Genomic DNA, 23,601 nt, shown 5'->3' with positions numbered 1-23,601 from the left:
GCAGCGCCGCGGCGGAGGCCGAGCGGCGGCAGGCGGCGGAACGCGGTGCCGCGTCCGAAACCGAGCGCCGGCAGGTGGCGGAGCGGAATGCCGCGGCGGAGGCGGAACGCCGCGAGGCGGCGGAGCGCAATGCCGCGGCCGAGGCGGAACGCCGCGCCGCCGCCGAGCGCGCCGGCAGCGAGCAGGCGCGCCTGGCCGAGAGCGCGCGGGCGCAGGTCGCCCTGCTCTCCCGCCAGATCGAGGAGCTGCGGGCGCAGCTCGGGCGCCTCACCGCGGCGCTGGACCAGGCGGAGGCGAGCACGCGGGAGCGGGATGCGCAGATCCTCACCCTCGGCGCGCGGCTGAACGCGGCGCTGGCGGCCCGGGTGGAGGAGCTGCAGCGCTACCGCAGCGACTTCTTCGGCCGGCTGCGCGACCTGCTGGGTGACCGGCCGGAGGTGCGGATCGTCGGCGACCGCTTCATCTTCCAGTCCGAGGTGCTGTTCCCGCCGGCCAGCGCCGACCTGTCGCAGCCCGGGCAGCAGCAGATCCGGGAGATCGCCCGCATCCTGCTCGACCTCGCGCAGCGGATCCCGCGCGACGTCAACTGGCTGCTGCGGGTGGATGGCCATGCCGACCGGACGCCGATCCGCAGCGCGCGCTACGCCAGCAACTGGGAGCTGTCGGCCGCCCGCGCCATCGCGGTGTCCCAGCTGCTGATGCAGGAAGGGCTGCCGCCGAACCGCGTGGCGGCGACGGCCTTCGGCGACAACCAGCCGATCGATCCGGGCGATACGCCCGAGGCGCTGGCGCGCAACCGCCGGATCGAGCTGCGGCTGACGGATCGCTGAGAACGCCAGGCGGCCGTCCTGCCGCGTCGGCACGGGCCTCGCGCGCGGGGCAGCGTGGCGGCCGCGCGGCGAACAGGATTCTCGGGGGCGGGGCGGCGCCCCTACCGGCCCGTGTGCCGCCGGCGGCGCATCCACGGCCGCGGCGCCGTCCTCCTGCGTGCCCCTGCCGCTGCAGCCGATTGCCGACAGCGCCCCGGGCCGCAGCCGGGTGGGCGCCGCCGAAGCCGGGCGGCCGCGCCGGCAGGCAGGGTGTCCGCGCCGCCGAGAGGCGCCACCGCGGCGCTTGCGCCGCCGTCTGGGCGCCGCGGCATGCCGCCTGCCCCGGGCCGGCCCCGGATGCGCGAAGGGCCGCGGCGTCGCCGCCGCGGCCCCCCTTGCCTCGTCCTGACCCGGGTTACTGCGTCTGCGCCATCGGGTCGAGCTTGTAGCCGCCGCCCTCGGTCAGCAGCAGCCGGGCATGGCCCGGATCGGGCTCGATCTTCTGCCGCAGACGGTAGATATGCGTCTCCAGCGTGTGGGTGGTGACGGCGCTGTTGTAGCCCCAGACCTCGTTCAGCAGGATCTGCCGCGGCACCGGCCGGCCGCCGGCGCGGTAGAGGAATTTCAGGATCGCGCTTTCCTTGTCGGTCAGCCGGATCTTGCGGTTGCGCGCCGGCTCCAGCAGCAGCTTGGCGCTCGGGCGGAACAGGTAGGGCCCGATGGTGAAGACCGCGTCCTCGGAATTGTCGAAGACCCGCAGCTGGGCGCGGACCCGGGCCAGCAGCTCCGGCAGGCGGAAAGGCTTGGCGATGTAGTCGTTGGCGCCGGCATCCAGGCCGCGCACCACATCGGCCTCGGCATCCTGGCCGGTCAGCATGATGACCGGCATGCGCCGTCCCTCCCGCCGCAGCTTGGCGCAGAAGTCGCGCCCGTCGCCGTCCGGCAGGCCGATATCCAGCAGGATGGCGTCGTAGCGCGCATCGCTGTTCGCCAGCTTGGCCGAGGCCTCGGCGGCGCTCTCGGCCTCGTCGGCGGTGAAGTCGCCTTCCATGGAGATTTGCTCGGCAAGGGTGGCGCGCAGCGCCGCGTCGTCCTCGACGATCAGGATGGGGCGGGGATTGGCCATGAGTCCTCCGACATCAGGTGTTGCGGGGTGCCGGTGTGCCGCGCCACCGCAGATGACCGACCCGTCAGGATGGATTGAAACCAAAGCGCGAGGAAACACACCTCACGGACGCGTTGAACCGCTTACACAATATTGCGACCATGCGCGAATGGTATGCATTATAACAATCTTCCCTCGAAAGGCGGTTGCAGATCGGGGGCGTCGAACTCCACCACCCAGAGATCCGGGTCCCGCTTGACCTGCCGCTCCACGTAGGAATCCGCCGCCGCATCGTCCACCGCCGCGGGGCCGGTGCCGCGCAGCCAGGCCGCCCGCCCTTCGGCATCCCGCACCTGGGTCAGCACCACCAGCCCGTCCCGGCCCCTGAGAACACAGAGGATTCCGCCCGAATCCGGGTCGCCCTTGCGCAGCACCGCGCCGCTCCGTCCGGCGATATCCGCCAGCCGGAGCGCCATCGAGACCCAGATTCCCGCCTTCACCCGTGCTTCCATGGCCCGCATAGGGGCCGGAACCGGGCCCGGGTTCAAGCCCCGCTTGCCCGTCCGGGACGGGTCCGCCATCACTCCTCCCGGTTCGGAGGGTCCCATGGATCAACGGAAGATGACCGAGGCGCAGCGCGCCTATGAGGCGAAACGCGCCGCCAAGAACGGCATGAGCCTCGACAAATGGCTCGCCCAGAAGGCGAAGGAGGCTGAGGCGGAGCGCAGCCAGGTGGCGAAAACCACGGTCGCCGCGGCGCCGGCGAAGAAGCCCGGCTTCCTCGCCCGCCTGCTCGAGAAGGCGCAGAAGCCGCTGTGACGCGGCGGCGCCGCGTCACACCATCCGCAGCAGCGTCCCGTCCCGCCGCAGCGCCTGGTGGAACACCACGGCCAGCACATGCAGCAGCAGCAGCACCAGGATGCTCCAGCCGCCGATCGTGTGCATCAGCGACAGGCCGGCCGCCACGGGCTCGTTCGCTTCGGTGAATTTCGGGAATTCGATGAAGCCGAGATAGGCGGTGTCGCCCTGCAGCGGGAAGCCCCAGGCATTGGTCGCCAGGAAGCCGAGGATCGGCTGGATGATGAGCAGGGCATAGAGCGCGTGGTGCACGCCGTTCGCCGCGCGGCCCAGCAGCCGCGGCACATGGTCCGGCAGTGGCGGCGGCGGCACCAGCAGCCGCCAGGCCAGCCGCAGCAGCGCGACGACCAGGATGGTCAGGCCGGCGGATTCATGAATGGCGTAGAACACCATCTTGTCCGCGTCCTTGATGTGCTGGATGACGAAGCCGACCGGCAGCGCCACCGCCATCAGCGCCGCGGTGACCCAGTGGAACCACTTGGCCACCGTGCCATAGGCCAGCGGCGCCTCCCGCGCCGAGGCCGGGACGACCGGTTCCGTCACTACCGTCATGCGTCCTCTCCCTTCCCTCGCCCCGCATCCTGCCATAGCCGGAGCGGCGCGTGGTGGACCTGATTGCGGCGCATGCGGACTGGAGCACCGACCCGCGCAAGCGCTGGATCACCCGCGCATGCCGCAGCGGCGGAGCCTGGCGGGCGGCGGCGCCAGAATTGGTCGGTGACACCGCCGGGCTGCTGCCGCGGCTGCTGGCGGCAGGGCTGCCCGTCGCGCTCGGGCTGGACCTGCCGCTCGGCCTGCCGCGGGACTATGCGGCGGCGCGGCGCGAAGCGGACTTCCCCGCCTTCCTGCGCGGCCTCGCCGGCCGGCCGGAATTCTTCGTCGTCAGCCCGACCCTGGCGACGGTCTCGCCGGAGCGGCCCTTCTATCCCGCCCGCGGCATCGCCGGGATGACGCGGGCGGCGCATGCCGCCGCGCTTGGCCTTGCCGGGCCCCTCGGCCTGTCCCGCTGGTGCGACCGCGCCACCGCGGAACGCCCGGCCGGCGCGCCGCTGTTCTGGACGCTGGGCGCCAACCAGTCCGGCAAGGCGGCCATCGCCGCCTGGCGGGACTGGATCGTGCCGGCGCTGACGGCGGCGGCGCCGATCCGGCTCTGGCCCTTCGAGGGCGGGCTGCACGCGCTGCTGGCCCCCGGCACGGTCGTGCTGGCCGAGGTCTATCCGGCCGAGGCGCTGCGGCATTGCGGCCTGACGCTCGGCGGCAGCAAGCGGGCGCAGGCGCCGCGGCGGGCGCTGGCGCCGGCGCTGCGGGCCGCCATGGCGGCGCGGCGGGGGACGCCGGACGCGGCGCTGGCGGCGATGGTGCAGGCCGGCTTCGGCGCCGATGCCGCCGGCGAGGACCGCTTCGATTCCGTCATCGGCCTGCTCGGCCTGATCGGCGTGCTGGATGGTGCCAGGCCCGATTTCGTGCCGGACGATCCCTGGATCCGCCGCTGGGAGGGCTGGGTGCTGGGTCAGACGGCGCTGCCGCGGGGCCCGGCCTGACCGGCGGCGACGCGACGCCGGTTCGCCCCAGCCGTGCTGATCGGCTGCGCTGATCGGCTGGCCTGCAGGGGGCGGATGACGGCGCCCTGGCGAGGCAGCGCCGCGCGGATCCGCCCTTCGGGGATGGGCCCGCCGCGGCGCGCGACGCCTTGCCGCGGCACCGGCGGGTCACCGCTGCCGGCGGCGCCCGCGGTTCACCCCGGCCGGCGGCGCGGCGGCAGGATGCCGGCGAAGCGGGCGATCGCCAGGAAATCATGGATGTCGAAAAGCGGCTCCCGCTCCTCGACGACACGGCGCGGCGGCGCCGGTTCCGGCAGACGCGCCTCGGCCGGCCGTCCCGGTCCCGCCTGGTCGTCCTGTTCCATCACCTGAAGTTTCATCGGATGTCTCTCCGCCCGCCAGGATGTGACCTGCGCCGGCTCTGTCGGAGATACGTCCGATCGGGGCGGCTTGTTCCACCCGCCCCGGCGAAAGAATCACGTCGTTACACGCCGCGCCGCCCGCGCGTGGCGTCAGGCCAGGAAATCCAGCGTGGCGTTCAGCGCCGGCTCGGCCGCCACCCGCAACCCGCCGGGCCGGGCATCCGGCGCGATGCCCTGCGCCCGCAGCAGCGCCGCCGTCGCCGCCAGGTCGCTTACCCGCAGCGCGACCAGCACCATGTGGTCGCCGCGCCCCGCCGGGTCCGGCGCGGCGGCGCCGAGCTCGGCCTGCACCAGGGCGTGCGGCGCCACCTCCACCACCGCCGGACCGCAGGGCAGCAGCACGCGCCCGTCCTCGCCCGCCCGCACCGCATCCTCCCCGAACATGCGGCGGAACATTGCCGCCTGCCGTTCCGGGTCGCGCGCCGCCACCAGCACGCGCGCGACCGACAGCGCGCCGTTCGGATGCGCCTGCCATTCCTTTCGCCAGACATGCTGCGGCGTCAGGTGCTCGCACCAGTAGATCCGGCCATCGAAGGCCGCGGCGCGGTCCAGCCGGGTCGTGCGGAACCGCGCCTCGTCCCGCGCGCCGTCCGGCAGGTCCACGGGGCGGTGGAATTCATGCGCCGGCAGCGCCGGCACGCCGCGCGCGACCAGGTCGCCGGCCAGCGCCCTGGCATCGCCGGTCTTGAAGACAAGCCCGTTCAGCCCGACGGGGTAGGCGGCGATGTCCGGCCGCAATGCCCCGCCCGGGATGTCGGTGCCGAGCAGCTCCAGGTAGTCCTCCGCCAGCACCGCCAGGTGGTTCGCCGAGCCGAGGCTGTGCTTGCCCATGGGCGTCAGCTGGAAGCCCAGCGCCGCCAGCCGCGCCGCGCCCGCCGCCATGCGGTCGCGCACATCGAGGACGAGGTGGTCGAGAATCGGAGCCATGGCGTCAGCCCTCCCGCCGCGGAGACTGCCCGGCCGCCTCCGCCGGCGCATAGAGTCCAGCGGCCTCCGCCGGCGAGTAAAGCCCGGCGGCCTCCGCCGCCTGGGCCATCATCGCCACCAGCAATTCCAGCATCGGCGCCGGCACGCCGCGTTCCCGCGCCAGGCGCAGCACCACCTGGAACAGCGCATCCACCTCCATCGGCCGCCCGGCCTCGAGGTCCTGCAGGATGCTGGGCTTGTGCGGGATATTGGCCGAGAGGTCGATGCGCTCCTCGGCCGCGCCGGGCACCGGCCGGCCCATGGCGGCGGCGATCGCCATGCCTTCCCGCACCACCTGCACCGCCGCCTGCCGCACCGCCGCGTCGCGGAAGGTGTCGCGCATGTTGCGCCGGGTCAGCACGCAGATCGGGCCGTTGGAAAGGTTGTTCAGCAGCTTCGCCCAGACATCGGTGCGGATATCGGCCGAGACGGAGCAGGGCAGGCCGCCGGCCTTGAACAGCCCGGCGAGCGCCTGGGCGCGGGCGGAACGCGCGCCGTCCGGCTCCCCCAGGATCAGCTTGCTGGTGCGGCTGGTCACCTCCACCACGCCCGGCGCGGGGACATGGCAGGCGGAATAGATCACCCCGCCGATGGCCCGCCGCGGCCCGACCAGGTCCCAGACCGCGCCATCCGGATCGGCCTCCGGCACCCGTTGGCCTTCCTCCGCACCGCCGACCGCGTGGAAATACCACCAGGGGATGCCGTTGGTGACGAAGGCGACCGGCGTCTCCGGCCCCAGCAGCGGGCCGATGCCGCGGGCGACCGCGCCTAGCGCCGGCACCTTGGTGCAGACCAGCACCGCGTCCTGCGGGCCGAGCTCGGCGGCGTGCTCCGCCACCCGTGGCCGCGCCAGCATCTCGCCATCGGCGGCCAGCACGCGCAGCCCCTCAGCGCGGATGGCCGCCAGGGTTGCGCCGCGCGCCAGCACGGACAGGTCGGCGCCGGCCTTCGCCAGCCGCCCCGCCAGATGGCCGCCGATCGCCCCGGCGCCGACGATGCAGATCCTCATGCGCTTGCCTCCGCCTGCGGGCCGTACAGGCCCGCCTCCCGTGCCGCCTGCACCGCCAGCGCCACCACCAGATCCAGCATGGGCGTCGCCACCCCCGCCTCCCGCGCCAGGGCGAGCGGCGCCAGGAACAGCGCCTCCACCTCCATCGGCCGCCCCGCCTCCAGGTCCTGCAGGATGGACGGGCGGTGATGCAGCGTCGCGGAGCGGGCGATGCGCCCTTCCGGAGTGTCGCCGCCGATGGGCTCGCCCAGCGCCGCCGCCACCGCCATCGCCTCCCGCGCGATGGCCAGCGCCGCGTCCCGCACCGCCGGCGCCGCCAGCGCATCCCGCATGGAGCAGCGGCCGAGCAGGCAGAGCGGCCCGGTCGTCAGGTTGCCCAGCAGCTTGGTCCAGACGGCGCGGCGGATATCGGGCACGGCGTCCCCGTGCATGCCGCCGGCGGCGATCGCCTGCGCCAGGGCGGCCAGCCGCGGCGTCATGGCGCCGTCCAGCTCCCCGAGGACGACGCGGCTGTCGGGCGCCAGGGCGCGGACGACGCCGGGCGCCACCACGCTGGCCGCCGAATACACCACGCCGCCGAGGCTGCGCGGGATGCCGATGGAGTCGCGCAGCGCATCGCCGGGGTCGAGCAGCGGCAGCCGGCGCCCGTCGCGCGGCGTGCGGTCGAGATACCACCAGGGCACGCCGTTCATGACGAAGGCGACCGGCGTGTCCGGCCCCAGCAGCGGCGCGATGCCGGCCGCGACCTGCGGCAGCGCCGGCGCCTTCACCGTCACGATGACGGCATCCTGCGGCCCGAGCGTCGTGGGATCGTCGGTGGCGCGCGGGCGGCAGCGCAGGGTGCCGTCCGCTGCCTCCACCGCCAGCCCCTCGGCCTGGATCGCCCGCAGATGCGCGCCGCGGGCGATGACCGAGACCTCGGCGCCGCCGCGCGCCAGCCGGGCGGCGATGTGGCCGCCGATGGCGCCGGCGCCGTAGACGCAGACCCTCATGGCGCTTCCTCGCCGGGGATTTCCCGGCGAAGCTGCGCGACCATCGCCGCGCCCGCCTCCACCAGCCGCGCGACCAGGCGCGCGCCATGGTCGGCATTGCCCGGCCGGCTGTCGGCGCAGGCGACGCCGCCCGGCGCCACCTCCTCCACCTCGGTCGGGACGTTCACCGCCACGCCGGCGATGCGCAGCGTGCCGAAATCGGCGACCGGCAGGCCGAGGATGGGCGGCACCGGCAGCCTTTCCCGCGCCGCCTCCGGCCGGCAGAGATCGGGGCGGAGATGCAGCGCCACCGACCAGACCGGGTCGCCGCCATGGCCGAGGCTGGCGGGGCTGCCGCCAAGCTCCAGGTGCAGCGCCCCGGCGATGCGCCAGAGATGCATGGCCGGCACCAGCAGCCCGTGCCGCCACCGCAGCGCCCGCGCCGCCGCATCCACCGGCGCGATGCTGCCGGCATGGCCGTTCAGCACCAGGATGCGCCGGGTGCCGCTGCGCAGCAGCGTCTCGCAGACTTCCTCCACCACCGCCTGCAGGGTCGCCGGGGAGAGCACGAGGCCGCCCGGCACCCGGGCGAAGAAATCGACGCCGCCGAAGGGGATGGCGGGCAGCACCAGGGCGTCGGACCCGTTCGCGGCCGATGCCGCGGCGATGCGGTCGGCGATCGCCTCGGCCAGCAGGAAATCGCCCATCGGCGCCTGCGGCCCATGCGTCTCCAGGCTGCCCATGGGCAGCAGCGCGACGGCGCCAGCGGCCAGGCGGGCGGCGACCGCGGGCGCGGCCAGTTCCGCGACGCGGTGGCTCATCGCCGCCCGCCGCGGCGCATCACGCCAGCATGTCCAGCGCGATCCGGCTCAGCGCCTGCACGCCAAGGCCGATGCAGCCCTCGTCCGGCTGGTAGCGGTCATTGTGCAGGGCATCGTTGCGGCCGGGCGCGCCGCTGCCGATGCGCAGCTGGAAGGCCGGCACCCGCTCGGCGAACTCGGCGAAATCCTCGGCGCCCATGCTGGGTCGGCCCTCGGTCACCACCTCGCCGAGCTGCCGCCGCACGGCGGCGATGGCGGGGTCCAGCACGCGGTCGTCGTTGCGCAGCGGCGGCACGCCGCGGCGATAGACGAACTCGCTGCGGGTGCGGTGCATGGCGTCGAGCCCGGCCGCCAGCCGGCGCAGCGCGGCCTCCGCCGCGTCGCGCGCCGCCGGGTGCAGGGTGCGGACGGTGCCCTTCAGCTCCACAGTCTCGGGGATGATGTTGGGCGCGGTGCCGCCATGGATCATGCCGATGGTGACGACGGCCGGCATCAGCGGGTCGATCTCCCGGCTCACCACCGTCTGCGCCTGGGAGACGAAGGCGGCGGCGGCGACGATCGGATCCACCGCCTTGTGCGGATGCGCCGCATGGCCGGACCTGCCGCCCACCACCAGCTCGAACCGGTCGGCGGCCGCCAGCGTCTCGCCGCGGCAGAAGCCGAATTGCCCGACCGGCAGATTGGGCGCGTTGTGGAAGCCCAGCGCCATGTCGACGCCGTCCAGCACGCCCTCGGCGACCATGGCGGCGGCGCCGCCCAGCGCCTCCTCGGCCGGCTGGAAGACCAGCACCACCTTCCCGGCCAGCTGCGGCGCCAGGCCCTGCAGCACATCCGCCACGCCGAGCAGCGTCGTGGTGTGGATGTCATGGCCGCAGGCATGCATCTTGCCGGCGACGGTGCTGGCGAAGGGCAGGCCCGTCGCCTCCTGGATCGGCAGCGCGTCCATGTCGGCGCGGATCGCCAGCGTCGGGCCGGGCCGCGCGCCCTCGATCACCCCGACCACGCCGGTGCGCCCCACCCCCGTCCGATGCGGGATGCCCAGCCGGGCCAGCTCCGCCGCGACGATGCCGGCGGTCCGCACCTCCTCGAAGCCCAGCTCGGGATGCGCATGGATGTCGCGGCGGATGGCGACCAGCCCAGGCTCGATCGCCGCCACCGCCTCGCGGATGCGCGTCTGCGGGTCGTTCAGGCGGTCGGCGGCGTCGGGCATCCGGGGCACCTCTCGGTTGATGCGGCGGCCCAGCTTTGCCGCAGGCCCCCGGCCTGTCCAGCCGCCGCGGGTGGCGGAATGCCGCGCCGCAACACGGGGTTGCGTGGCTTGCCGGGGCGGAGCAGGCCATGCGATATGCTGGCCCGGACCCGGGGAGGCCAATGTCCAGCATCCTGCCACGCCGCGCCGTCCTGGCCGGCGGCGCCACCCTGGCGCTGCCCGCGGCCGTGCGCGCCCAAGGGGGTCCCCAGGGGGCAGGCGGCGGTTCCTGGCCCACCCAGCCGATCCGGCTGGTGGTGCCCTTCGCCCCCGGCGGGACCACGGACATCGTCGCCCGCCTGCTGTCCCAGGGGCTGCAGGAACGGCTCGGCCAGACCGTGATCGTCGAGAACCGGCCGGGCGCCGGCGCCACCGTCGGCAGCCTGGCGGTCGCGCAGGCGGCGCCGGACGGCCATACCCTCGTCGTCTCCAACATCGCCAGCCACGGCATCGCGCCGACGCTGTACCGCGGCCTGCGCTACGACGCGGTGCGGGACTTCACGCATGTGGCGCTGGTGGTCGAGAACCCGTCGGTCTTCGTCGCCAACCCGCGCTTCCCCGCCCAGACCCTGCCCGAGGTGGCGCGGCTGGCGCGGGAGGATGCCCGCGGCATCGACATCGCCTCCTCCGGTTCCGGCTCCTCCAACCACCTGCTGATCGTGCAATTCGGCCAGGCGACCGGCGCCCGGGTGAACCATGTGCCCTATCGCGGCGCCGGCCCGGCAATGACGGATGTGATCGCCGGCGTGGTGCCGATGATGTCGGACAGCCTGCCTTCGGCCGCCGGGCATCTGCGCGGCGGGGCGGTGCGGGCGGTTGCCATTTCCGCCGCCACGCGGCATCCCGCCTTCCCGGCGGTTCCGACCTTCCGGGAACAGGGGGTGGACCTGGTCAGCGGGTCCTGGTTCGGCCTGTCCGGCCCGGCCGGCCTGCCGCCCGCGGTGACGGACCGGCTGGCGCGGGCGGTGGCGGCGCTGCTGGCGGACCCGGCGGCACGGGCCCGCCTGGCCGAGCTGGGCGGCACGCCCGGCAATCTGGGGCCGCAGGACTACGCCGCCTTCGTCGCGGCGGAGGTGGCGCGCTGGGCGCCGGTGGTGCAGGCGTCCGGCGCACAGGTCGACTGAGGCGCCGCAGCGGCGCCGGCCGGTTGCGCCGGCCGGCGGCATGCACGCCGGGCGACGCAGGCGTCAGGCGATTGCCGCCGGCGGTCGTGCCGGCGGGACCGGCGGCGGGCCGCTATCGCCAGCGTGCCGTCCCACCCTGCACGGGGGGAGTTTCCGGTTTCTTGCCGGGCGGATATGGAACAGGGAGTACCCGGCCCCGGCCGGGCAGCTGGGAGCCGAGAAAGGTCGCGCCATGAAACTCAATGCCAAGGACATCGCCGCAGGGACATTCCTGATCCTGCTGGCCGCGGTCGGCCTCTGGCTCAACCAAGACCATTCGCTGGGCACCGCCCGGCGCATGGGGCCCGGCTACATGCCCATGCTGGTCTTCTGGATCCAGATGGGGCTTGGCGGCATCGTCCTGCTGTACGCCTTCTTCAACGGGCCGGACCCGCTGGAGAAGTGGACCGGGATCGAGACCGGCACCCTCGCCCTCGGCGTCATCGCCGGCACCATCGCCTGGAAGGTCGCGCCGGTGTTCGGCGAGTTCTTCGCCAGCACCTACAACGCCATCGGCGTCGGCATGCTGGTCGGCTTCCTGGTGATCTGCTTCGCCGCGGGATGGCGGCTGATCGGGTACATCTGCGCCGCCATGTGCGTCTTCGCCCTGCTGCTGGAGAAGGGCGGGCTGATGCTGGCGCTGGTCGGCACCATCGTCGTCTCCGCCCTGGCCGAGCCGGAGCACCGGCAGCGGCCGCTCGGCGTGCTCGGGATGACGATCTTCCTGCTGGCGCTCTGCTGGTGGATCTTCATCAAGCAGCTCGACATCCGCGTGGCCGTCTGGCCGCAGTTCTGAACCAAGGCGCCGGGAGGGAACCGCACGGGCCATGGACACCATTGCCAATCTGGCGCACGGCTTCGCCGTCGCGCTGAGTTTCGACAACCTGCTCTTCGCGCTGATCGGCGCGCTGATCGGCACCGCCATCGGCGTGCTGCCGGGCATCGGTCCGGTCGCCACCATCTCCCTGCTGCTGCCGATCACCTTCGGCCAGCCGGCGACGACGGCCATCATCATGCTCGCCGGCATCTACTACGGCGCGCAGTATGGCGGCTCCACCACCGCCATCCTGCTGAACCTGCCGGGCGAGATCAGCTCGGTGGTGACGACGCTCGAAGGCTACAAGATGGCCCGCAACGGCCGGGCCGGCGCGGCGCTCGCCACCTCGGCCATCGGGTCCTTCTTCGCCGGCACGGTGGCGACCATCCTTGTCGCCGCCTCCGGCCCGCTGCTGACCCAGGTGGCGCTGTCCTTCGGGCCGGCCGACTACTTCTCGCTCATGCTGCTCGGCCTGATCATATCGGCCGTGCTGGCGCAGGGCTCGGTGCTGAAGTCGGTCGCCATGGTGGTGCTCGGCGTCGCGCTCGGCCTGGTCGGCACCGACGTGCAGACCGGCCAGCAGCGCTTCACCTTCGGCATCCCGGAACTGTCGGACGGCATCGGCTTCGTCTCGGTCGCCATGGGCATGTTCGGCATCGCCGAGATCATCCTGAACCTCGAGAAGCCGGAGGCCCGCTCGGTCCTCAAGACCAAGGTCGGCAGCCTCTGGCTGACCAAGGAGGAATGGCGGCGGGCGACGCCGGCGGTGCTGCGCGGCACCGTGGTCGGCTCCGTGCTCGGCATCCTGCCGGGCGGCGGCGCGGCGCTGGCGGCCTTCGGCGCCTACATGATGGAGCGCAAGGTCTCGAAGGGCCGCCACATGTTCGGCCAGGGCGCCATCGAGGGCGTGGCCGGGCCGGAGGCGGCGAACAACGCCGCGGCGCAGACCAGCTTCATCCCGCTGCTGACGCTCGGCATCCCGGCCAATGCCGTGATGGCGCTGATGGTCGGCGCGCTGATCATCCAGGGCATCCAGCCCGGCCCGCGGATGGTGGAAGCCCAGCCCGACCTGTTCTGGGGCCTGATCGCCTCGATGTGGATCGGCAACCTGATGCTGCTGGTCATCAACCTGCCGATGATCGGCATGTGGGTGAAGCTGCTGCAGGTGCCCTACAAGTTCCTCTACCCGTCGATCCTGGTGTTCTGCTGCATCGGCGTCTACTCGCTGAACAACAACGTCTTCGACGTCTACATGACGGTGCTGTTCGCGATCTTCGGCTACATGTGCAACAAGCTGAAGATGGAGCCGGCGCCGCTGCTGATCGGCTTCGTGCTGGGGCCGATGATGGAGGAGCACCTGCGGCGCGCCATGCTGCTGTCGCGCGGCGACCCGATGGTCTTCCTCGAGCGGCCGATCAGCGCGTCCATGCTGGCGATCGGCGCCATCGCGCTGGGCGCCATGATGCTGCCCAACCTCCGCAAGGGGAAGGAAGCGGCGATGGCGGGCTGACCGCCCGCCCCTGCCCGCCTATGCGAAGCCGCCCCGGGCAACCGGGGCGGCTTTTCTTTTGCCCGGGCCGGACGCAGGCTTCCCGCCGGATGGGCAAGGGGACGGCGGGATGGATCTGCAGCTTGCGGGCAAGGTCGCGCTCGTGACCGGCGCCTCGGTCGGCATCGGGCGGGGCATCGCCCGGGTGCTGGCGGCGGAGGGCTGCCGCCTCGCCCTCCTCGCCCGCCGTCGCCCGCTGCTGGAGGCGGTGGCGGCGGAATTGCCCGCCTCGGCCGCGCCGCTGGTGGTCGCCGAGGACCTGACCGACCCCGATGCCGCGCCGCGCATCCGCGACGCCGTGCTCGGCCGCTTCGGCCGCTGCGACATCCTGGTCAACAATGCCGGCGGCAGCCGCGGCCAGCCGCCGGGCGAATTGGGTGCCGAGGATGTGTGGCAGGAGGCGATGGAGCTCAACTTCCACGCCGCCCGCCGCCTCACCCATGCGCTGGTGCCGGCCATGCGGGCGCAGGGCTTCGGCCGCATCGTCAACGTCACCGGCCCGGACGAGCCGCTGGCGATGAACCCGGCCAATGCGCCGAACGGCGCCACCCATATCTGGGCCAAGGCGCTGTCGCGCGAGCTGGCGCGGGACGGCGTCACGGTGAACTCCATCCCGCCCGGCATCATCCGGTCCGAGCAGATCGACCAGCGCGTGCTGCCGACCGAGGAGGCCCGCCGGGCGCGCGCCGAGCAGGTGCCGGCCGGGTATCTGGGGCAGCCTGAGGATCTCGCGGTGCTGGTGGCGTTCCTCGCCTCGCCGCTCGCGCGCTACATCACCGGGCAGGTGGTGCATGTGGATGGTGGCGCGCGCCGGGCCAGCGCGTGAAGCGCGGGGGCCCTGGCCCCCCCGCGCTCCCCCGCCAAAGGCCGCAGGGCCTTTGGAAACCCCGAGTCTGGAGGACTTCATGTTCATCGCGATGAACCGCTTCCGCGTGGCGCCGGGCGCCGAGGCGGAGTTCGAGACGATGTGGAAATCCCGCGACAGCCACCTCCACACCGTGCCGGGCTTCGTGGAATTCCACCTCCTGAAGGGCCCGGCGAGGGAGGACCATGTCCTCTATGCCTCCCACACCATCTGGGCCAGCCGCGCGGATTTCGAGGCCTGGACGAAATCCGAGGCCTTCCGTTTGGCCCATCGCAAGGCCGGCAGCACGAAGCCGCTCTACCTTGGCCCACCCGAGTTCGAAGGCTTCGACGCGGTGCAGGTCCTGACGCGCGCCGAAGCCTGAGGACCCGAGGTTTCCGAAGGCCTCTCGGCCTTTGGCGGGAAGGGGTCCGGGGAAGGGCAGCGCCCTTTCCCGGCGCACCGCGGAGCAGGCACATGTGGGCCAGGCTTATCCTTGTCGCCGCCGGCAGCGTCACGGCGCTGTTCCTTGCCCGCGACGCGGAGAACTTCGGCGTCGTCCAGGGCATGGTCGCCATCGCCCTGGTCGCGGCGGTGGTGGTGGCCCTCGCCCTGCTCCGCCGGCGGCGCTGAGCGGCGGCGGCGCGGCCGGCCGGGCGGGGGCGCCCCGGCCTACCGGCGCCAGACGACCATGCGCGGCGGCAGGCGGATGCTGCAGTCCAGCCCCAGCGGCGCCCAGTCCAGCGCCAGCTCGCCCTGCAGCTGCCGGCGGACGGTGTTCTCGATCAGCCCGGTGCCGAAGCCGCGCCGCGCCGGGGGCGTCACCGGCGGTCCGCCGGCCTCCCGCCAGCGCATGAGCAGGCCGCCCGTGGCGCCGTCCGCCTGCCAGGACACCGCCACGGTGCCGCCCGGGACGGACAGCGCGCCGTATTTCGCCGCATTGGTCGCCAGTTCGTGCACCGCCATCGCCACCGGCTGCGCCGCTTCCGGCGCCAGGCCCGTCGGCGGCCCGGACAGCGTCACGCCCGCCGTCGCGCCGGCGCCGCGATGGGGCGCCAGCTCCTCCTCCAGCAGGCTGCGCAGGTCGGCGCCGTTCCAGCGTTCCCGCGCCAGCAGCGTGTGCGCGCGCGCCATGGCGGCGACGCGGCCCAGCACCGCGCGCTTGAACTCCGCCGGGTCGCCGGTGCGCGTCAGGGTCAGGATGGACTGCACCACCGCCAGGGCGTTCTTGGCGCGGTGGTCGACCTCCCGCGCCAGCAGCAGCGTCGCCTCTTCCGACCGGCGCCGCTCGGTGATGTCCACCGCGGACGGCACCAGGTGGGTGACGCGGCCGGCTTCGTCGCGCAGCGGCGCCACCTGGAAATCCAGCACCATGCGGGTGTCGGGGACGATCCGCGCCTCGACATCGAAGCGGGACGGCTCGCCCGCGGCGGCGGCGGCGCAGGCGGCCTCGATCCGCGCCGCCACGCCGGCATCATGCGCCCACCACGGCGTCTGCCAGAAGGGCTTGCCGCGCAACGAATCGAGCCCGAGGCCCGCCGCCTGCAGCGGCGCCCGGTTGGCGTCCAGCAGCGTGCCGTCGGCGCGCAGCAGGCCGACGAAGACGAAGAGGTTGTCCAGCACCCGGCGCAGCATCGCCTCGCTCTCGGCCAGCGCCGCCTGCGCCGCCTTCCGGGCCGAGATGTCCTCGACGATCGAGACGAACCGCTCGGCCCGGCCCTCCGCGTCATGCAGCAGCGACACGGTCAGGTTGACCCAAACGGTGCCGCCATCGGCGCGGATGTAGCGCTTCTCCATCGAATAGGTGTCGATGCGCCCGTCCAGCAGCGCCCGCACCTGCGCGAGGTCGAGGTCGAGATCCTCCGGATGGGTGATCTCCTGGAAGCTGCGGCGCAGCAGCGCGGCGCGGGGGTAGCCGACGATGCCGCAGAGCCGGTCGTTCACCCGCAGCCAGGTGCCGTCCAGCGCCACATGCGCTATCCCCACCGCGGCCTGGTCGAAGCTGGCGCGGAACAGCGCCTCGCTGCGGCGGACCGAAGCCTCCGCCTCCTTCGCTGCGGTCGCGTCGCGCAGCACCGCCAGCGCCCGGCGGGCCTGCCCGGTGCCCGCCTCGCGCTCCAGCACCGTCCCGTGGAAGGCCAGCCAGCGCCAGCCCGGCCCGATCCGGATCCGCGCCTCGACGAAGGCCATGCCCTCGGGGCCCGACAGGAAGGCCTCGCCCGCGGCGAGGAAGCGGTCGCGGTCCTGCGGGTGCAGCGCGGCCAGGGCGGCGCGGTGCTCGGGCCCGTCCAGCGGGACCCAGGGCCCGGCGGGCAGCAGGCCGCCGACGATCTCGGCGGCGCGCGCATCCAGGCGGACCCGGCGGCGCACCAGGTCCAGCTCCCACAGCCCGAGCCCGGCGCCCGACAGCGCCAGCCGCAGCCGCGCCTCGCTCTCGGCCAGCCTTGCCTCTGCGGATTTCTGCGCGGTGACGTCCGCGACGCTCTCGGTCACCATCAGGGGCTGCCCGCCGGTGTCGCGGCGCAGCACCTTGCGCGCCACCACCACCACCTCCTCGCCGTCGCGCCGGCGGTGCCGCAGCTCCCCGGTCCATTCCCCGTCGCGCTGCAGCGTCGCCTCGATCTCCTCCAGCGGCGCCGGGAATTGCGTGCCGAGCAGGTCGCGGGAGGACCGGCCAAGGGCCTCGCCGGCCGTCCAGCCATAGAGCCGGGTGCAGCCGGCCGACCAGAAGCGGATGGCGCCGTCCGGGTCGCGCGCCATGATGGCCGCGAGGTCGAGGGTGGCGAGCAGCTCCCGCAGCCGCTCGGTCGATTCCGCCAGCGCGTGCTCGGCCACCCGCCGGTCCGTGACATCCTGGCAGCAGCCGGTCAGCCGCCAGCCGGCACCGCCCGGCTCGGCCGCTGGCGCGGCCAGCACCTCGACCAGCCGCACCCGGCCGTCCCGATGGATGATGCGGTGCTCCAGCCGATAGGGGCGGCCGGTGCGCAACGCCTCCGCCACCACCTCGCGGATCCGCTCGCGGTCGGCCGCCGGGATCGAGGCATGCAGCACGTCGAGGCCGATCGCCGGCGGCTCGGTCGCATGGCCGTAGATGCGGGCGGCCTGGCCGGTCCAGCGCAGGCGCTGCGCCTCGAGCGGCAGATCGGGGCGGAGCTCCGCGGTCCAGCCGCCGACGCCGCTGAGTTCCTGCGCCGCCTGCAGCATGGCGCGCTGCTCCGCCAGCGCGGCATAGGCGGCGCGCTCGGCCAGGCGGCGCTCGGCGATCGCCGCCTCCGCCGCGGCGAAGCCCTGGCGCAGGGCTTCCAGCTCCGCCACCCGCGCCGGCGGTGCCGCCGTGGCGACGCGGTCATGCCCTTCCGGATCCAGGGCGATCGCCCGCGCCCGCGCGACCAGCCAGCCCAGGGGCTGCAGCATCCGGCGCGCCAGCAGCAGCGCGAGGCCGCCGGCGGCGAGCAGGGCGAGCGCGATGCCGCCGAGCATCCCCAGCATCGACTGCACCCCGGCGGCGCGGTAGGCCGCGTAGGGATCGCCGATCAGCACGGTCCAGCCCGGTGCGGTCCGCAGCGCGGCGAAGGCGGTCAGCCGGTCGGTGCCGTCCAGGGCGGTGCGGCGATAGACCCCTTCGGATGCCGCGGCGAGTCGCTGGCGGTCCGAGCTTGGCAGGACGGCGCCGCGGAATTGGCCATCGGACCGGGCGATGAGCGCGCCGCCGGCATCCACCAGGCCGGCGAAGCTGCCCTTCTCCCGCGTCTGGGCGGCGAGCAGGGCGTCGAGCTGGCCGGGGTCGATCGCCCCGCCGGTTGAGAGCACCGGCCGGCCGCCATCGGCGCGCGGCACCGGCACCACCACGGCCAGCGCCGGCGCCCGCACCACCGGTCCCTGGATCAGGCCGGAGACGACCGGATGCCCCTCCGCCACCGCCTGGGCCAGCACCGCCCCGGCGCCGCCCCCCGTATCCGGCAGATGCTGGCCGGGCGGCACCTGATGGTGCAGCAGCATCCGCCCCGCGGCATCGCCGATGGCGACGCGCATGGCCGTCGCCGCGGCAACCTGGCCGGCATGCCGGTGCAACGCCGCGGCATCGGCGATGGCGGTGCCGTCGCCGAAGGCGGGGGATGCGGCGAAGGCCTGCAGCGCCGCGATGCGACCGCCGATCTCGGCATCCAGGGCCAGCGCCAGGGCGCGGGCGGAGCCGCGCAGCCGACCTTCATAGGCTGCCCGCTCGCTGGCCACGGCATGCAGCACGCCGATCAACCCGGCAGCCAGGGCCGGCAGCAGGCCCACCAGCAGGATGGCAACGAGATGCGCCCGCAGACCCGGCAGGCGCCTACCACCAGGGGCCGGGTCGGCTGCCAGGATCGCCTCGGGCCTGAGGCTGTCCTCGCCGGGAATCGTATCGGGCATCGTCACCCTGCAAGGGCAGCACGGCCGGTCCGGCGAAGGCGCGCATGTCGGGCGTGCCGGGCTGCGGGCAGCATGGGAAATAAATCAGGTCCGGATGTGGTATACCGATTTCATTGCCCCAGCAAGGAACTTGCGACCGGCCTCAAGTTCCTGAACTGGAACAGGTTTGCCGGGCCGCGCCGCCGCCACCCGGAAACCGGATGCACCGGGGCGGTCGTCGGGATGCCTAGGCCGCTGCGTGGTTTCGGGTCGTGGATCATGCCCGGGACGCCTGGGGATGGCCCGGATGGCGCACCACCATTCCTGGCCCTGGGGCGGGAAGCGACCGCCGGCGGCGCCAGGATGCGCGCCGAAGCGGGTTGCGCCTCCAGCCGCCCCCCTTCCCCGCGCCTCGACTGGCCGCGGCTGCAGGCGCCGGGGCATGCACGCGGCGGCGCGACGTGCATTGGCCGGGCGGCGGCGGGGCGGCCCGGCAGGGTGCGTTGCAGCGCAAGCTCTGGCCCCGCCACGGCGTGGCCCGGATGGCGCCGCGCGCCGGGCCAGGAAGCGCGGCCCGGCAGGCCCCGTGCTGCCGCCCGACCCGCCGCGGCGGAACAGCCGGGGGCCGGGCGGTGGCGGGGACCTCAGCCGGGGCTGCCGCGCTCCCCGCGCAGGCGCAGCGGCACGAAGCGCTGGCCCTGCGCCGTCTCGATCAGCAGCAGCGCGGTCGGGCGGTTCTGCCGCCGCAGCGCCTCCAGCCGCTGCTGCACCTCCTGCGGCGTGTTCACCCTCTCCTGCTGCACCTCGACGATCACGTCGCCGGGGCGCAGCTCGCGCTCGGCCGCGGGGCTGTTCGGCGCCACCTCGGTGATCACCACGCCGCGCTGGTCCGGCTTCAGGGAGAAGCGCTCCCGCGTCTCGGGCGAGATCGGCGAGACGCGCAGGCCGAGGCCGGACAGCTCGGTCGGCCGCGCCGGCTGCGGCCCCGGCGTCGCCGCCGCCTGCTGCGTGTCGGCCGGCAGCTCGCCCACCGTGACCTGCAGCGTCTGCTCCTTGCCGTCGCGCCAGACGATGACCGGCACGGCGCGGCCGACCGGCGTGTCGGCGACGATGCGCGGCAGGTTCCGCATCTCCCGCACATCCTGGCCGTTGAAGCGCAGCACCACGTCGCCGTTGCGGATGCCGCCCTTGGCGGCCGGCCCGTCATCCTGCGCCCGGGCCACCAGCGCACCGCGGGCGCCGCCCTGCAGGCCGAGGCTCTCGGCGATCTCGTCCGTCACCTGCTGGATGTTCACGCCCAGCCAGCCGCGCCGCACCTTCCCGCCATCCTGCAGCTGGGCGACGATGTTGCGCGCCAGGTTGGACGGGATGGAGAAGCCGATGCCGATCGACCCGCCGGTCGGCGAGTAGATGGCGGTGTTGATGCCCACCACCTTGCCATCGAGGTTGAACAGCGGCCCGCCGGAGTTGCCGCGGTTGATGGCGGCGTCGGTCTGGATGAAGTCGTCATAGAGGCCCTGGCGGATGTCGCGGCCGCGGGCCGAGACGATGCCGGCGGTGACGGTGCCGCCCAGGCCGAAGGGATTGCCGATCGCCAGCACCCAGTCGCCGACCGAGGCCGTGTCGCTGTCGCCGAACTGCACGGCATGCAGCGGCTTGTCGGTCTCGATCTTCAGGACGGCGATGTCGGTGCGCGGGTCGGTCCCCAGCAGCCGCGCCCGGATCGTCGTGTTGTCCTGCAGGATGACGTTGATCTCGTCTGCGCCCTCGATGACGTGGTTGTTGGTCACCACGATCCCGCTGGCATCGACGATGAAGCCGGACCCGAGGGACTGCGCCCGGCGCGGCCGCTGCTGCGGCTGCTGTTCCTGCCCGCCGGGGCCGCCCGGGCCCTGGCGGCGATTGAAGAAGTCGCGGAAGAATTCCTCGAAGGGGCTGCCGGGCGGCGCCTGCGGCAGTTCCGGCGCATCCGGCCGGTTGGCCCGGGCCTGGACGTTCTGGGTGGTGGAGATGTTCACCACCGCCGGCAGCAGCTGCCGGGCGAGCGGCGCGAAGGAGGTCGGCGCATCCCGCATCGGCACGGCCGGCGGGGCATTGAGGACCGGCGCGCCTTCCGGGGCCGGGGCCGGCAGCGCCTGCTGGGCGCCGGCCGCCAGCGGCAGGAGGGCGAGGATGCCCGCCAGGGGGAGGAGCCGAGACCGGAGGATCTGGCCGGGCAGGCCTGCTCGGAGAACGCGCATCGGGTTTACCTCGGGCAGCAAGGGGGGCGCCGCGGCGGCAACGCCCCGGTGCAACGCTGGTGTGCATGGCCGGTGCCACGGATTGCAAGGCCGGCGCCATGGTGGCCCGCCGCGTCGGCGCGGCAGCGGGTGCCGGTCCGTGCCGCCGGGCCGCCACGGCGCTTGGCCACGGTCCTGGCGCGCCCGGCCTGCCGGGCGCGCCCTTCAGGCATGTGGGCCGATGCGGACATCCTGCGAGGGCGGCATCGGCGAGGGCCGCATCGGCTCGCCGGCGCGGCGGGCCGCACCGCGGGACGGTGGCGCCCGCCGCCCAGGCTCAGGGCGTCGCCCCGGGCGTCATCGACCGGAAGTACTTGAAGAAGTCGCTGTCCGGGCTCAGCAGCATCCGGCTGTCGCCGTCCGAGAAGGCTTCCCGCCAGGCCTGCATGGTGCGCCAGAACTGGAAGAATTCCGGGTCCTTCTGGAAGGCCTCGGCGAAGATGCGGATGGCGGTCATCTCGCCCTCGCCGCGCAGGGTCTCGGCGCGCGACTGCGCCTCGGCGATCAGGACGGTGCGGTCGCGCTCGGCCGCGGCGCGGATGCGCTGCGCCTGCTCGGCGCCCTCGGCCCGCTGCTCCCGCGCTACCCGCTCGCGCTCGGACTGCATGCGCGACAGGATGGCCTGGGTGTTCTCCTCCGGAAGGTCGGCGCGCCGGATGCGGACATCCGACACCTCGATGCCGAAGCTCCGCGCCTCGGCGTTCACGCGCTGCCGGATCTCGCCCATGATCCGGGCGCGGTCGGCCGACAGCACGGCCAGCAACGGCTCATTGCCCAGCGAGTTCCGCAGGGAGGAGGAGACGATCGGCCCCAGCCGCAGGCGGATGCCGCCCTCGGTCGCGCCGACGGTCTGGTAGAAGCGCAGCGGGTCGGTGATGCGGTAGCGGGTGAAGGTGTCCACCACGATCCGCCGCTGGTCGCCCAGGATCACTTCCTGGCCCGGCGCGTCGTAGTCCAGCAGGCGGCGGTCGAAGCCGATCACCGTCTGGATGAAGGGCACCTTCCAGTTCAGGCCCGGCGTCTGCACCACCCGGATCGGCTGGCCGAACTGGGTGATCAGCACCTGCTGCGTCTGGTGCACGGCGAAGAGCGAGGAGGCGGCGACGACGACGACCGCCACCAGGGCGACGCCGAGGATGACGAGGCGGTTCATCGGCCGGCCCCCAGGCGCGGACCGGTCTGGGTGGCGGCCGCGGCCGCCGGCGCCTGCGCCCGCGGAGCGGGCCGGGCGGTATCGCCCAGGTTCAGCAGCGGCACCAGGCCCTGCAGCCGGTCATCCACCACCACCTTCGGGTTGCGCCGCAGGATTTCCTCCATGGTCTCGAGATAGAGGCGCCGGCGGGTCACGTCCGGCGCGGTGCTGTAGGCGGACAGGACGCTGGTGAAGCGCGCCGCCTCACCGCGGGCGCGGGCTTCCTGGCTGTCCCGGTAGCCCTGGGCTTCCTGCACCATCCGCTCCGCCTCGCCGCGGGCGCGGGGGATGATGTCGTTGCGATAGGCCTCGGCCTCGTTCCGCTGCCGCTCGCGGTCGGCGGCGGCGCGCTGCACGTCGCGGAAGGCCTCGATCACCGCGCCCGGCGGGTCGACCTTCTGCAGCTGCACCTGGGTGATGGCGATGCCCGCCCGGTACTGGTCCATGATCGCCTGGGTGCCGGCGCGCACCTGGTCCTCGATCTGGCCGCGCGCTTCCGTCAATGCGGGCTGGATCGGCGTGCGACCGATCACCTCGCGCATCATGCTCTCGGCGGCCGACTTGATGGTGACCTCGGGGTTGCGGGTGTTGAACAGGAAGTCGCCCGCGTCGCGGATGCGCCAGCGCACCACGAAGTCGATGTCGATGATGTTCTCGTCGCCCGTGAGCATGAGCGACTCTTCCAGCACGTCCCGCGCCGCCGGGCCGCGCACCGGCGCGGCATCGCCCGAGCGGAAGCCGATGAAGACCAGGTTCTCGGTCGTCACCCGCGGCGTCTCCACCGTCTCGACCGGCCAGGGGATGTGGTAGTTCAGGCCGGGCGCGGCGGTGCGGTCGAAGGCGCCGAAGCGCAGCACCACGCCTTCCTCGTCCGGCTGCACGCGGTAGAAGCCGCTGGCGGCCCAGAGCGCGACGACGATGAGCGCGAGGATGGCCAGGCCGCGTCCGCCGGACCCGCCGGACGGGATGACCTTGCGGACGGCGTCCTGCGCCTGGCGGATCAGGTCATCGAGGTCGGGGCCCTGGCCCCGGCCGCCGCCCCCCGGCGGGTTCGGCGGCGGCGTGCCCCAGGGCCCGCCCGGCCTCGGGTTGCCCCAGGGGCTGGGTCCGCCGTTGTTCAACGCCATGGATGTAGCCGGCCTCCACCGCAAGCTTCGTTGTCACCGCCGGGACGTCCCCTGCCCCGCGAAAGGGCCTGGGGCTGGATGCGCCGGCGATGCCCGGCCATATGACAGCGCCGGCCGGAAGGCGGAAGGCCGCGCCCCGGCCGGCGCATCCCGGTCACGGGCGATATTGTCGGGTCGAAGGGGCTTTTCAAGCGATGGGCGATACCCTGGCGGAGGCGGTGCGGCAGGCGCTGCGGGCGGTGCGCGACCCGCTTTCGGGCCAAGACCTGATGGCAGCCGGCATGGTCCAGGGCCTGACGGCGCGCGACGGGCTGGTGCAATTCGCGCTGGCCGTGCCCCGCGAACGGGCGCGGGAGATGGAGCCGCTGCGGCAGGCGGCGGAGGCGGCGGCGGCCGCCGTGCCCGGCGTGCTGAGCGCCACGGTGGTGCTGACCGCGCACCGGGACCCGATGGGGCCGAAGCCCGGCGGCACCGGCCGCGCCGGGCCGCCGCCGGC

23 protein-coding genes are annotated in these 23,601 nt (G+C 74.0%); 10 read left to right on the top strand and 13 right to left on the bottom strand.

Annotated features, from left to right (window positions below; genetic code table 11):
- A partial coding sequence (locus E2C05_RS15840; RefSeq protein WP_133220619.1) for a peptidoglycan -binding protein occupies positions 1-830 on the top strand: 830 nt, incomplete at its 5' end.
- 394 nt (positions 831-1,224) lie between these two features.
- On the opposite strand, the gene E2C05_RS15835 is transcribed toward E2C05_RS15840, so the two are convergent.
- Positions 1,225-1,935 carry a response regulator transcription factor gene (locus E2C05_RS15835; protein WP_133220618.1) on the bottom strand — a complete coding sequence of 237 codons (711 nt, stop codon included), beginning with the start codon at positions 1,933-1,935 and terminating at the stop codon, positions 1,225-1,227.
- Positions 1,936-2,093: 158 nt separating this feature from the next.
- The gene (locus E2C05_RS15830; RefSeq protein ID WP_133220617.1) at positions 2,094-2,426 is read right to left on the bottom strand and encodes a DUF1491 family protein; all 333 of its coding nucleotides are present in this window, start codon (positions 2,424-2,426) and stop codon (positions 2,094-2,096) included.
- A gap of 94 nt (positions 2,427-2,520) precedes the next feature.
- On the opposite strand from E2C05_RS15830, the gene E2C05_RS15825 reads away from it, so the two are divergent.
- On the top strand, positions 2,521-2,733 hold the full coding sequence (locus tag E2C05_RS15825; RefSeq protein ID WP_133220616.1) for a hypothetical protein: 213 nt from the start codon (positions 2,521-2,523) through the stop codon (positions 2,731-2,733).
- A 15-nt stretch (positions 2,734-2,748) separates the two neighbouring features.
- Here the strand turns inward: E2C05_RS15825 and E2C05_RS15820 are convergent, their stop codons facing one another.
- The gene (locus E2C05_RS15820) at positions 2,749-3,324 is read right to left on the bottom strand and encodes a cytochrome b (RefSeq protein ID WP_158292160.1); all 576 of its coding nucleotides are present in this window, start codon (positions 3,322-3,324) and stop codon (positions 2,749-2,751) included.
- A gap of 50 nt (positions 3,325-3,374) precedes the next feature.
- Between E2C05_RS15820 and E2C05_RS15815 the strand changes: the two genes are divergently transcribed.
- Positions 3,375-4,313 carry a hypothetical protein gene (locus tag E2C05_RS15815; protein WP_240046757.1) on the top strand — a complete coding sequence of 313 codons (939 nt, stop codon included), beginning with the start codon at positions 3,375-3,377 and terminating at the stop codon, positions 4,311-4,313.
- 194 nt (positions 4,314-4,507) lie between these two features.
- Here the strand turns inward: E2C05_RS15815 and E2C05_RS15810 are convergent, their stop codons facing one another.
- The 6 genes from E2C05_RS15810 to E2C05_RS15785 all read right to left on the bottom strand — a co-directional run bounded on the left by E2C05_RS15810 (position 4,508) and on the right by E2C05_RS15785 (position 9,712).
- Entirely contained in the window at positions 4,508-4,693 is a 186-nt protein-coding gene (locus E2C05_RS15810; RefSeq protein WP_133220614.1) for a hypothetical protein, read from the bottom strand.
- Between the two features lie 132 nt (positions 4,694-4,825).
- The gene (locus E2C05_RS15805) at positions 4,826-5,662 is read right to left on the bottom strand and encodes a VOC family protein (protein WP_158292159.1); all 837 of its coding nucleotides are present in this window, start codon (positions 5,660-5,662) and stop codon (positions 4,826-4,828) included.
- A gap of 4 nt (positions 5,663-5,666) precedes the next feature.
- Positions 5,667-6,710: a ketopantoate reductase family protein gene (locus tag E2C05_RS15800; protein ID WP_133220612.1), complete on the bottom strand. Its 1,044-nt coding sequence runs from the start codon at positions 6,708-6,710 to the stop codon at positions 5,667-5,669.
- Positions 6,707-7,702 (bottom strand): ketopantoate reductase family protein, encoded by a 996-nt coding sequence (locus tag E2C05_RS15795; RefSeq protein ID WP_133220611.1) that lies wholly within the window; start codon positions 7,700-7,702, stop codon positions 6,707-6,709. The genes E2C05_RS15800 and E2C05_RS15795 overlap by 4 nt, the downstream gene beginning before the upstream one ends.
- The gene (locus tag E2C05_RS15790; protein WP_133220610.1) at positions 7,699-8,502 is read right to left on the bottom strand and encodes a creatininase family protein; all 804 of its coding nucleotides are present in this window, start codon (positions 8,500-8,502) and stop codon (positions 7,699-7,701) included. The genes E2C05_RS15795 and E2C05_RS15790 overlap by 4 nt, the downstream gene beginning before the upstream one ends.
- A gap of 19 nt (positions 8,503-8,521) precedes the next feature.
- Positions 8,522-9,712, bottom strand: a complete 1,191-nt coding sequence (locus E2C05_RS15785; RefSeq protein WP_133220609.1) for a M20 metallopeptidase family protein — start codon at positions 9,710-9,712, stop codon at positions 8,522-8,524.
- A 161-nt stretch (positions 9,713-9,873) separates the two neighbouring features.
- Here E2C05_RS15785 and E2C05_RS15780 point away from each other — a divergent pair, with 161 nt between their 5' ends.
- The 6 genes from E2C05_RS15780 (at position 9,874) to E2C05_RS34020 (ending at position 14,757) form a co-directional block, all read left to right on the top strand.
- Entirely contained in the window at positions 9,874-10,875 is a 1,002-nt protein-coding gene (locus E2C05_RS15780; RefSeq protein ID WP_158292158.1) for a Bug family tripartite tricarboxylate transporter substrate binding protein, read from the top strand.
- A gap of 232 nt (positions 10,876-11,107) precedes the next feature.
- Complete coding sequence (locus tag E2C05_RS15775; protein WP_133220607.1) at positions 11,108-11,710, top strand: tripartite tricarboxylate transporter TctB family protein; 603 nt, start codon at positions 11,108-11,110, stop codon at positions 11,708-11,710.
- A 31-nt stretch (positions 11,711-11,741) separates the two neighbouring features.
- Entirely contained in the window at positions 11,742-13,241 is a 1,500-nt protein-coding gene (locus E2C05_RS15770) for a tripartite tricarboxylate transporter permease (RefSeq protein ID WP_133220606.1), read from the top strand.
- Between the two features lie 109 nt (positions 13,242-13,350).
- Positions 13,351-14,106: an SDR family NAD(P)-dependent oxidoreductase gene (locus tag E2C05_RS15765; RefSeq protein WP_133220605.1), complete on the top strand. Its 756-nt coding sequence runs from the start codon at positions 13,351-13,353 to the stop codon at positions 14,104-14,106.
- Positions 14,107-14,185: 79 nt separating this feature from the next.
- Entirely contained in the window at positions 14,186-14,509 is a 324-nt protein-coding gene (locus E2C05_RS15760) for an antibiotic biosynthesis monooxygenase family protein (protein ID WP_133220604.1), read from the top strand.
- A gap of 92 nt (positions 14,510-14,601) precedes the next feature.
- On the top strand, positions 14,602-14,757 hold the full coding sequence (locus E2C05_RS34020; protein ID WP_192912475.1) for a hypothetical protein: 156 nt from the start codon (positions 14,602-14,604) through the stop codon (positions 14,755-14,757).
- A gap of 39 nt (positions 14,758-14,796) precedes the next feature.
- Here the strand turns inward: E2C05_RS34020 and E2C05_RS15755 are convergent, their stop codons facing one another.
- From E2C05_RS15755 to hflK, 4 genes are all read right to left on the bottom strand, one after another.
- On the bottom strand, positions 14,797-18,528 hold the full coding sequence (locus E2C05_RS15755; protein WP_133220603.1) for a PAS domain S-box protein: 3,732 nt from the start codon (positions 18,526-18,528) through the stop codon (positions 14,797-14,799).
- A gap of 623 nt (positions 18,529-19,151) precedes the next feature.
- Positions 19,152-20,747, bottom strand: a complete 1,596-nt coding sequence (locus E2C05_RS15750; RefSeq protein ID WP_133220602.1) for a DegQ family serine endoprotease — start codon at positions 20,745-20,747, stop codon at positions 19,152-19,154.
- Positions 20,748-21,063: 316 nt separating this feature from the next.
- Positions 21,064-21,939 carry a protease modulator HflC gene (gene hflC, locus E2C05_RS15745; RefSeq protein WP_133220601.1) on the bottom strand — a complete coding sequence of 292 codons (876 nt, stop codon included), beginning with the start codon at positions 21,937-21,939 and terminating at the stop codon, positions 21,064-21,066.
- Positions 21,936-23,105, bottom strand: a complete 1,170-nt coding sequence (gene hflK / locus E2C05_RS15740) for an FtsH protease activity modulator HflK (RefSeq protein WP_133220600.1) — start codon at positions 23,103-23,105, stop codon at positions 21,936-21,938. Before hflK ends, hflC begins: the two co-directional genes overlap by 4 nt.
- A 194-nt stretch (positions 23,106-23,299) precedes the next feature.
- On the opposite strand from hflK, the gene E2C05_RS15735 reads away from it, so the two are divergent.
- On the top strand, positions 23,300-23,601 hold a 302-nt coding region (locus E2C05_RS15735; protein ID WP_133220599.1), incomplete at its 3' end, for an iron-sulfur cluster assembly protein.

The sequence above is a fragment of the Paracraurococcus ruber genome, from assembly GCF_004353985.1.
Classification (GTDB): domain Bacteria; phylum Pseudomonadota; class Alphaproteobacteria; order Acetobacterales; family Acetobacteraceae; genus Paracraurococcus; species Paracraurococcus ruber.
The sequence above is the reverse complement of the archived record's forward strand: the minus strand, read 5'-3'. Positions and strand labels throughout refer to the sequence as shown.